At 73.2% G+C, this 8739-nt stretch carries 7 protein-coding genes; 2 read left to right on the top strand and 5 right to left on the bottom strand.

The window, feature by feature from the left end; translation table 11 throughout:
- A partial coding sequence (locus NCC78_RS22785; protein WP_250796933.1) for a 3-isopropylmalate dehydrogenase occupies positions 1 to 1021 on the bottom strand: 1021 nt, incomplete at its 3' end.
- 218 nt (positions 1022 to 1239) lie between these two features.
- On the opposite strand from NCC78_RS22785, the gene NCC78_RS22780 reads away from it, so the two are divergent.
- Positions 1240 to 2085: an FAD:protein FMN transferase gene (locus tag NCC78_RS22780; protein ID WP_250796932.1), complete on the top strand. Its 846-nt coding sequence runs from the start codon at positions 1240 to 1242 to the stop codon at positions 2083 to 2085.
- Positions 2086 to 2442: 357 nt separating this feature from the next.
- Positions 2443 to 2799, top strand: coding sequence for a hypothetical protein (locus NCC78_RS22775; RefSeq protein ID WP_250796931.1), 357 nt, complete (start codon positions 2443 to 2445; stop codon positions 2797 to 2799).
- Between the two features lie 63 nt (positions 2800 to 2862).
- Here the strand turns inward: NCC78_RS22775 and serA are convergent, their stop codons facing one another.
- The 4 genes from serA to NCC78_RS22755 form a co-directional block, all read right to left on the bottom strand.
- Positions 2863 to 4461: a phosphoglycerate dehydrogenase gene (gene serA, locus NCC78_RS22770; RefSeq protein ID WP_250796930.1), complete on the bottom strand. Its 1599-nt coding sequence runs from the start codon at positions 4459 to 4461 to the stop codon at positions 2863 to 2865.
- 350 nt (positions 4462 to 4811) lie between these two features.
- Positions 4812 to 5825 (bottom strand): ketol-acid reductoisomerase, encoded by a 1014-nt coding sequence (gene ilvC, locus NCC78_RS22765; RefSeq protein ID WP_250796928.1) that lies wholly within the window; start codon positions 5823 to 5825, stop codon positions 4812 to 4814.
- A 94-nt stretch (positions 5826 to 5919) separates the two neighbouring features.
- Entirely contained in the window at positions 5920 to 6435 is a 516-nt protein-coding gene (gene ilvN / locus NCC78_RS22760; RefSeq protein WP_250796927.1) for an acetolactate synthase small subunit, read from the bottom strand.
- Positions 6435 to 8312: an acetolactate synthase large subunit gene (locus NCC78_RS22755; RefSeq protein WP_250796924.1), complete on the bottom strand. Its 1878-nt coding sequence runs from the start codon at positions 8310 to 8312 to the stop codon at positions 6435 to 6437. The genes ilvN and NCC78_RS22755 overlap by 1 nt, the downstream gene beginning before the upstream one ends.
- Positions 8313 to 8739: the final 427 nt, after the last annotated feature.

The following is an 8739-nucleotide window of genomic DNA, read 5'->3' as shown; positions in this document are numbered from 1 at the left end:
CGTACCCGGCGAGCCGGTCGCCGACCTCCTCGGTGCGCAGCGGTACGCCCGGTACCCGGCCGGCCAGCTCCACGCCGACCGCGGCGGTGACCCGCGCCGCGGCGTCGGCGTGGCCGAGCTGGTCGAGCAGCAGGGCGGCGGAGAGCACGGCCGCCACCGGGTCGGCCACGCCGCGCCCGGCGATGTCCGGCGCCGAGCCGTGCACCGGCTCGAACATCGAGGGGTACGCCCCCTCGGGGTTGATGCTGCCGCTGGCCGCCAGCCCGATGCCGCCGGTGACCGCCGCGGCGATGTCGGTGAGAATGTCGCCGAAGAGGTTGTCGGTGACCACCACGTCGTAGCGCTGCGGCTGGGTGACCAGGAACATCGCGGCGGCGTCGACGTGCTGGTATTCGGTGGTCACGTCCGGGTGCTCGGCGGCGACCGCCTCGAAGGTGCGGGCCCACAGCGATCCGGCGTGGGTGAGCACGTTGGTCTTGTGCACCAGGGTGACCTTGCGCCGCTCCCGGCGGCGGGCCCGGGCGAACGCGTCCCGGATCACCCGCTCCACCCCGTGCCGGGTGTTCAGGCTCTCCTCGGTGGCGATCTCGGCCGGGGTGCCCCGGTGCAGCGCGCCACCGGCGCCGGCGTAGAGCCCCTCGGTGCCCTCGCGGACCACGACCAGGTCGACCTCGCCGGGCTTGACGGTGGCCAGCGGCCCGGCCACCCCGGGCCAGAGCCGCGACGGCCGGAGGTTGACGTACTGGTCGAAGGCGAAGCGCAGCTTGAGCAGCAGGCCCCGCTCCAGCACGCCCGGCGGGACGGTGGGGTCGCCGACCGCGCCGAGCAGGATCGCGTCGTGCCCGGCCAGCTCGGTGAGCACCGGGTCGGGCAGCACCTCACCGGTGCGGTGGTAGCGGGCCGCGCCGAGGTCGTACTCGGTGGCCGTCACGCCGGGGAGCACGGCGTCGATGACCTTGCGGGCCTGTGCGACGACCTCGGGTCCGATCCCGTCCCCGGCCACCACCGCGATGCGTGCCACGTCCTGCGCTCCTCTGCCTAGCCGTCTGCCCGACGGTACGCCGCCGTCCCGCCTCCCGGTACGGACCTTCCACCATCCGGGAAAGCGGGATGCACAGGAGGCTCCCAGGTGACATTCATGGTGTGGTCATCTCCGCTGCCTAGCGTGGTGACGAGCGGGTCACGGGGCCAAGACGGTACCGCGACCACGCGGCGTACGTCAGCGAGGGAGCAGGTGCCATGCGGATCGACCAGCAGCCACGGACGGGCTGGGTGGACCAGTCGACCTTCCACGGCCGGCGGCCGGACCTGCGGCTCGGCACCCGCAGCCACCGCGTCGAGGGCGCCGGCGCCCTCACCGGTGACCGGATCGCCGTCACGCACACGGTGCGGACCGCGACGGCGGAGTACTCGCTGCTGCTCAACGCCCCGGAGTGGCTGGGCCGCCGGGGCGTCGGCGAGGCGCTGCGGGACGCCGTCGCCGAGTTGCGCGCGATCGACCTCACCTACGGCCCGAACCGGCCGGAGAGCCTGGTCTCCCGGCTGCGCCGGGGCGAGATCGGCCCCGAGTCGTACCCGCCGCTGACCGACCTGGTGGACCGCTGCGCGGCGATGCGGGCCGCCACCGACGGGTGGTTCGACGCCTGGGCGGTGCCCGGCGGCTTCGACCCGGGTGGCCTGCTCGGCGGGTGGGCGGTGGAGCGGGCCGCGGCCCGGTTGCGCGCCGCCGGCATCCACGACTACGCCGTGCTCACCGGCGCCGACCTCGTGGTACGCGGCCACGCCGCGCACGGCGGCCCGTGGCGCGTCGCGGTGCACCACCCGACCGACCGGCGCCGGGCGCCGCTGGTGCTGGAGATGACCGCCGGCGCGGTCGGCACCTCCGGGGTCACCGGCCGGCAGGGGCACGTGGTGGACCCGCACACCGGGGAGCCGGCCGACCAGTTGGTCGCCGCCACGGTCGTCGGCCCCGACCTCGCTGTGGCCGACGCCTACGCCACCGCGCTCTACGCCGCCGGACCGGTCGGCCTGGCCTGGTTCCGCAACGGGTCGGACTACCGCGCGATCTTCGCCCACCGCCGCTGAGCCACCCGTCCGGTGGACATCCGGGCGCTCCCCGCCGACCGGCGGCGGAATCCGGGCCCGTGCCGCGATCGGCCCCCACGGTCTCGGCAACGACCGTGAGGGCCGGTCAGCGACGAGTGCGCGTGGCTCGCGCAATCGAGGGGTGCGGGCCGGTCGGCCGGACGTCGACCTCGCCACCCGAAGACGGGCCTACGCCGCGAGCTCGGCCAGTGACCGCATCCGTACGCTAGCGAATCGACGCAACTCAACGCAAGGGTCTCCACACCGGACGGTCGGGACAGGAGTCCAGCCACCCGGCGGTTGGCCTGCGGCGGGTCAGTTTCGACATGGTGAACGACGGATGGCACGCTGTCCGCCGTGAGTTTCGATCTGAGCGTGTGGGCCCTGCCGGACGGGGCGACGCCTGACGACGTACGGGCAGCGGTGCAGCGGTGCCGGCAGGGGCAGCACGTCGACCGCTACCCGGACCCGCGCGTCGTCGGGTTCTACCGGGCGATCACCGCCACCTACCCGGACCGGCGCCCCGGGCCGGACACCCCGTGGGCGGTGTCGCCGCTGCACGCCGCCAACGACCACGTCGAGCTGAACCTGCACCCGACCTGCGAGGACCAGGTGCTGCTCGACATCGAACGGCTGGCCGGCGAGCACCGGCTGATGCTCTTCGACGCCCAGGACGGCTCGGTCTACCCGCCGCCGGCGCGGCTGCCCGGCTGACGCTGCCGGCGTACGGCAAGGGGCCCGGCGGATCGCCGGGCCCCCGCTGTGCTGCGTCGCCGGCTACTCGTCGCGCAGGTCCGCGGCGCTGGCGGCGACCGCGCCGATCGAGTCCGCCGCCGAGGTGAGCAGGTCCGCGCCGAGCGCCTGGTCCACGGTGAGGGTCATCAGCGTCTCGCCGCCGGCCTCCCGACGGGCCACCTGCATCGCGGCGATGTTGACGCCGGCCTCGCCGAGCAGCGTGCCGACGGTGCCGACGACGCCCGGACGGTCGACGTAGCGGAGGAAGACCAGGATGCCCTCCGCGCCGATCTCCACGTCGAAGCCGTCGACCTCGGTCAGCTTGATGACGTCGCGGGTGCCGGCGGTGGTCACCGTGCCGGAGACGCTGACCGTCCGGCCGTCCGGCAGCGCGCCGCGGACGGTGACCAGGTTGGTGTGGTCGACCGTCTCGGGCTGGGTCACCAGCGACACCTCGACGCCACGCTCGGCGGCCAGGTGCGGGGCGTTGACGTAGGTGACCTGCTCTTCGACCACCGAGCTGAACAGCCCCTTGGTGGCGGCGAGCTTGAGCACCGAGACGTCGTGGTCGACGATCGCGCCGCGCACCTCGACGGTGACGCTGGCGGCCACCCCGCCGGCCACGGCGGTGAAGGCCCGGCCGAGCTTCTCGGCCAGCGGCAGCAGCGGGCGGACGTCCTCGGCGACCACGCCGCCGGCCTGCACGTTGACCGCGTCGGGCACGAACTCGCCCTGCAACGCCAGCTTCACGCTCTTGGCCACGGCCAGGCCGGCCTTGTCCTGCGCCTCGGCGGTGGAGGCGCCCAGGTGCGGGGTGGCCACCACGTTGTCGAAGGCGAACAGCGGCGAGGAGGTGCAGGGCTCCTTGGCGTAGACGTCCACGCCCGCGCCGGCGACCCGGCCCTCGGCGATCGCGTCCGCGAGGGCCTGCTCGTCGACCAGGCCACCCCGGGCGGCGTTGACGATCCGCACGCCGGGCTTGACGACGGCCAGCTCCTTCTCGCCGATCAGGCCCACGGTCTCCGGGGTCTTCGGCAGGTGGATGGAGATGAAGTCGCTCTCCCGCAGCAGCTCCTCCAGCCCGACCAGGCGGACGCCGAGCTGGGCCGCGCGGGCCGGCTGGATGTAGGGGTCGTACGCGATCAGCCGGGTGCCGAAGGCGGCGATCCGCTGCGCGAAGAGCACGCCGATGCGCCCGAGGCCGACCACGCCGACGGTCTTGCCCTGGATCTCCACGCCGGTGTACCTGGACCGCTTCCACTCCCCCGCCTTCAGGGCGGCGCTGGCGCTGGCGGTGTTGCGGGCCACGGCGAGCAGCAGTGCGACGGCCTGCTCGGCGGCGGAGACGATGTTGGAGGTGGGGGCGTTGACGACCATGACGCCACGCGCGGTGGCGGCCGGCACCTCGACGTTGTCCAGACCCACGCCCGCCCGGGCGACGACCTTGAGCCGCGGCGCGGCGGCGATCGCCTCGGCGTCGATCTGGGTGGCGCTGCGGACGATGACGGCGTCGGCCTCGGAGAGCGCCGAGAGCAGGGCCGGGCGGTCGGTGCCGTCGACGTGCCGGACGTCGAAGTCGTGGGCGAGCACCTCGATGGCGGCGGGAGCGAGTTCTTCGGCGATCAGTACGACAGGATTCATCGGTCCTCGTAGATGTCGTCAGAGCGGTCGGTCGGGGCTGCGGGATGCCGCACTGCGCCCCGCGCTGATCCGTGCCATGGCCGTCAGGTGCCGGCTACGCACCTACCTGGGATCGTAGGGGGCGGCTTGGCCGGCGTGTCCCGGACCGCGGGGTGAGTGCCCTCACAACCCGCGGTGAGCTGCTGGTGAACGGTGGGTGGCGGGCGCGCGGACGCGACCCCGCGCGCCGGACCGGCGACGGGGTGCGGACCGCGGCCCGCGGTGCGGCTGCGATGCGGAGCGGGGTGGGAAGAGTTGCGGCCCGGCCCCGACGCCGGGGAGAGCGCCGGGACCGGGCCGCCGGTGTGACGTCAGGCGGTCTCGGTGATCGGGCGGTCGACCCAGCTCATCATGCCGCGCAGCTTCCGGCCGGTCTCCTCGATCGGGTGCGCCGCACCCTCGGCCTGCCACTTGGTGAAGTTCGGCCGGCCCGCCTCGTCCTCCGCCACCCACTCGCGGGCGAACTCGCCGGAGCGGATCTCGCCGAGGATCTTGCGCATCTCCTCCTTGACCCGGGCGTCGATCACCCGCGGGCCCCGGGACAGGTCGCCGTACTCGGCGGTGTCGGAGATGCTGTAGCGCATCTTGGCGATGCCGCCCTCGTACATCAGGTCGACGATCAGCTTCAGCTCGTGCAGGCACTCGAAGTAGGCCACCTCGGGGGCGTAGCCCGCCTCGGTGAGCACCTCGAAACCGGTCTGCACCAGCGCCGCGGCGCCACCGCAGAGCACCGCCTGCTCGCCGAAGAGGTCGGTCTCGGTCTCCTCGGTGAAGGTGGTCCGGATCGCGCCGGCCCGGGTGCCGCCGATGCCCTTGGCGTACGCCAGGGCCAGGGCGAGGGCGCTGCCGCTGGCGTCCTGCTCGACGGCGACCAGGCAGGGCACGCCCTTGCCGTCGACGTACTGGCGGCGGACCAGGTGGCCGGGGCCCTTGGGGGCGACCATCGCGACGTCGACCTCGGCCGGCGGCTTGATGAGGCCGTAGCGGATGTTGAAGCCGTGGCCGAAGAAGAGCGCCTTGCCCGGGGCCAGGTGCGGCGCGATCGACTCGGCGTACAGGCTGCGCTGGGCGGTGTCCGGGGCCAGCACCATGATCACGTCGGCCTCGGCCGCCGCCTCGGCCGGCGTCACCACCCGCAGGCCCTGCTCCTCGGCCTTCGGCCGGCTCTTCGAGCCCTCCGGCAGGCCGATCACCACGTCGACGCCGGAGTCGCGCAGCGACAGCGCGTGGGCGTGACCCTGGCTGCCGTAGCCGATCACCGCGACCTTCCTGCCCTGGATCAGGCTCAGGTCGGCGTCGTCGTCGTAGTACACCTCAACGCTCATGGGTTTCCCTTTCGTACGGCGGCCCAGGCGGCCCGTCGTGGTCTGTGCGGTGTCGGTTCTGGCGGCGGCGCGTGACGCCGGCGCGGTCGCAGGATCAGGCGGCCCGGAGCGCGGGACCGGCGGTGATGGAACGCGAGCCGCGCCCGATCGCCACCAGCCCGGACTGGACCATCTCCTTGATCCCGAAGGGTTCGAGGTCGCGCAGCAGCGCGTCGAGCTTGTCCGGGGTGCCGGTGGCCTCGATGGTCAGCGTGTCCGGAGCCACGTCGACCACCCGGGCCCGGAACAGGTTGACCGTCTCCAGCACCTGGGTCCGGGCCGCGCGGTCGGCGCGGACCTTGACCAGGAGCAGCTCCCGGGCGACCGAGACCTGCGGGTCCAGCTCGACGATCTTGAGTACGTTCACCAGCTTGTTGAGCTGCTTGGTGACCTGCTCCAGCGGGGATGACTCCGCGTTGACCACTATGGTGATCCGGGAGACGTCCGGGTTCTCGGTCTCGCCGACGGCGAGGCTGTCGATGTTGAAGCCGCGCCGGGAGAAGAGGCCGGAGACCCGGGCCAGGACACCCGGCTTGTTCTCCACCAGGACGGAGAGCGTGTGCATCGTCATCAGATGTCATCCTCGTCGAAGGCCGGGCGGACGCCGCGGGCGAACATGATCTCGTCGTTGCTGGTGCCGGCGGCGACCATCGGCCACACCATGGCGTCCTTGCCGACCACGAAGTCGATCACCACCGGCGCGTCGTTGATGGCCATCGCCGCCTCGATCGTCTTGTCGACGTCGGCCTCGTTCTCGCAGCGCAGCCCGACGCAGCCGAGCGCCTCGGCCAGCTTCACGAAGTCGGGGATGCGGTGCTTGTGGGTGCCCAGCTCGGTGTTGGAGTAGCGCTCGTTGTAGAAGAGCGTCTGCCACTGCCGCACCATGCCGAGGTTGCCGTTGTTGATCACGGCGATCTTGACCGGGATGCCCTCCAGCGCGCAGGTGGCCAGCTCCTGGTTGGTCATCTGGAAGCAGCCGTCGCCGTCGACCGCCCAGACCACCGTGTCCGGCTTGCCGACCTTGGCACCCATCGCCGCCGGCACCGCGTAGCCCATGGTGCCGAGGCCGCCGGAGTTCAACCAGGTGTGCGGCTTCTCGTAGGAGATGAACTGGGAGGCCCACATCTGGTGCTGGCCGACCCCGGCGACGTAGATCGCGTCCGGGCCGACGATCTCACCGAGCCGCTTGATCACGTACTGCGGGGAGAGGGTGCCGTCGGCCGGCTCCTCGTAGCCCAGCGGGTAGCGCTTGCGCAGGTCGTCGAGCTGGGTCCACCAGTCCGCGGTGTCGGCGCGGCGACCCGCCGACTGCTCCGCGGTGACCGCCGCGATCAGCTCGTCGATCACGTGCCGGGCGTCGCCGACGATCGGCACGTCCGCGTGCCGGTTCTTGCCGATCTCGGCCGGGTCGATGTCGGCGTGCACCACCGTCGCGTCCGGCGCGAACGAGTCGAGCTGGCCGGTGACCCGGTCGTCGAAGCGCGCGCCCAGGGCCACGATCAGGTCGGCCTTCTGCAGGCCGTAGACCGCGGCGACGGTGCCGTGCATGCCGGGCATGCCCAGGTGCTGCGGGTGCGAGTCGGGGAACGCGCCGAGCGCCATCAGCGTGGTGACCACCGGGATGCCGGTCAGCTCGGCGAGCCGGCGCAGCCCCTCGGTGGCGCCGGCCTTGAGCACGCCGCCGCCGACGTAGAGCACCGGGCGGCGGGCGGCGGTCAACAGCCGGGCCGCCTCGCGGATCTGCTTGCCGTGCGGGTGCAGGGTCGGCCGGTAGCCGGGCAGGTCGAGGGCCGGCGGCCAGGAGAAGGTGGTGGACGCCTGGAGGACGTCCTTGGGGATGTCGACCAGGACCGGCCCGGGCCGGCCGGTGCCGGCCAGGTGGAACGCCTCGGCCAGCACCCGGGGGATCTCCTCGGCGTTCTGCACCAGGAAGTTGTGCTTGGTGATCGGCAGGGTGATGCCCTGGATGTCGGCCTCCTGGAAGGCGTCCGTGCCGATCGAGGGCCGCGCGACCTGGCCGGTGATCGCCACCATCGGCACCGAGTCCATGTACGCGTCGGCGATCGGGGTGACCAGGTTCGTCGCGCCGGGGCCGGAGGTGGCGATGCAGACCCCGACCCGGCCGGTGGCCTGGGCGTAGCCGGTGGCCGCGTGCCCGGCGCCCTGCTCGTGCCGGACCAGGATGTGCCGGACCGTCGAGTCGTAGAGCGGGTCGTACGCCGGCAGGATCGCGCCACCGGGGATGCCGAAGACGACCTCGACGCCGAGCGCCTCGAGGGACCGCACCAGCGAGCCAGCGCCGGAGACCTGGGCCGGCGCGGGTGTGCGCACCCCCGGGACGGCCGGGGTGGCCGCGACGCGGGCGTGCTCGGCGTCGGTCGCGGGCTCGGCGGTGGTGCGGGCCCGCCGGGCGGAGTGGGCGAGGGTCTCGGGCGTGGGTCTCGTCATGGCGGTTCAGGCCTTCGGCTGGAGTGGGTGAGGCTCTTCAAGCAGTGCAACGCGGGCGGGGCCCGCCCCGACGGGGTCCGACGGCAACAAAAAAGCCCTCGTGCAGATGCACGGGGCCAGCGCACTCTCGATGACGGAGAGTGCGCTCAGGTAAGTACTCGCAGCGACCGGTACGACGACATGCGGTCAAGCCTGACGCATCTCACGCGATGAGTCAACTGATCCCACATTCTGGTTCACGGAGGTGGGCGTGTCGCGCCCCGAGGTGTCGTCGACGGCCCTTCCCACCTGCGAAGATCCCTCCTGTGAGGCGCGCGGCGCGGGCACCGGCGGCCCCGACGCGGGCGGGTTCGACCGCAGGCGCGGCAGGAGCGGCGACGGGGTCGGGCGGACCGGGGCGGGCGGCGGCGGGGTCGGCAGCGACGGG

The sequence above is a fragment of the Micromonospora phytophila genome, assembly GCF_023656545.1.
In the GTDB taxonomy this organism is placed as follows: Bacteria; Actinomycetota; Actinomycetes; order Mycobacteriales; family Micromonosporaceae; genus Micromonospora; species Micromonospora phytophila.
Note: the sequence above shows the minus strand (reverse complement) of the source record. Positions and strands in the feature narration are given on the sequence as shown.

Excerpts from the sequence above, each read along its gene's own strand:
- NCC78_RS22780 (WP_250796932.1), top strand. The coding sequence starts at position 1,240 with ATGCGGATCGACCAGCAGCCACGGACGGGCTGGGTGGACCAGTCGACC.
- serA (WP_250796930.1), bottom strand. The coding sequence starts at position 4,461 with ATGAATCCTGTCGTACTGATCGCCGAAGAACTCGCTCCCGCCGCCATC.
- ilvC (WP_250796928.1), bottom strand. The coding sequence starts at position 5,825 with ATGAGCGTTGAGGTGTACTACGACGACGACGCCGACCTGAGCCTGATC.
- ilvN (WP_250796927.1), bottom strand. The coding sequence starts at position 6,435 with ATGACGATGCACACGCTCTCCGTCCTGGTGGAGAACAAGCCGGGTGTC.
- NCC78_RS22755 (WP_250796924.1), bottom strand. The coding sequence starts at position 8,312 with ATGACGAGACCCACGCCCGAGACCCTCGCCCACTCCGCCCGGCGGGCC.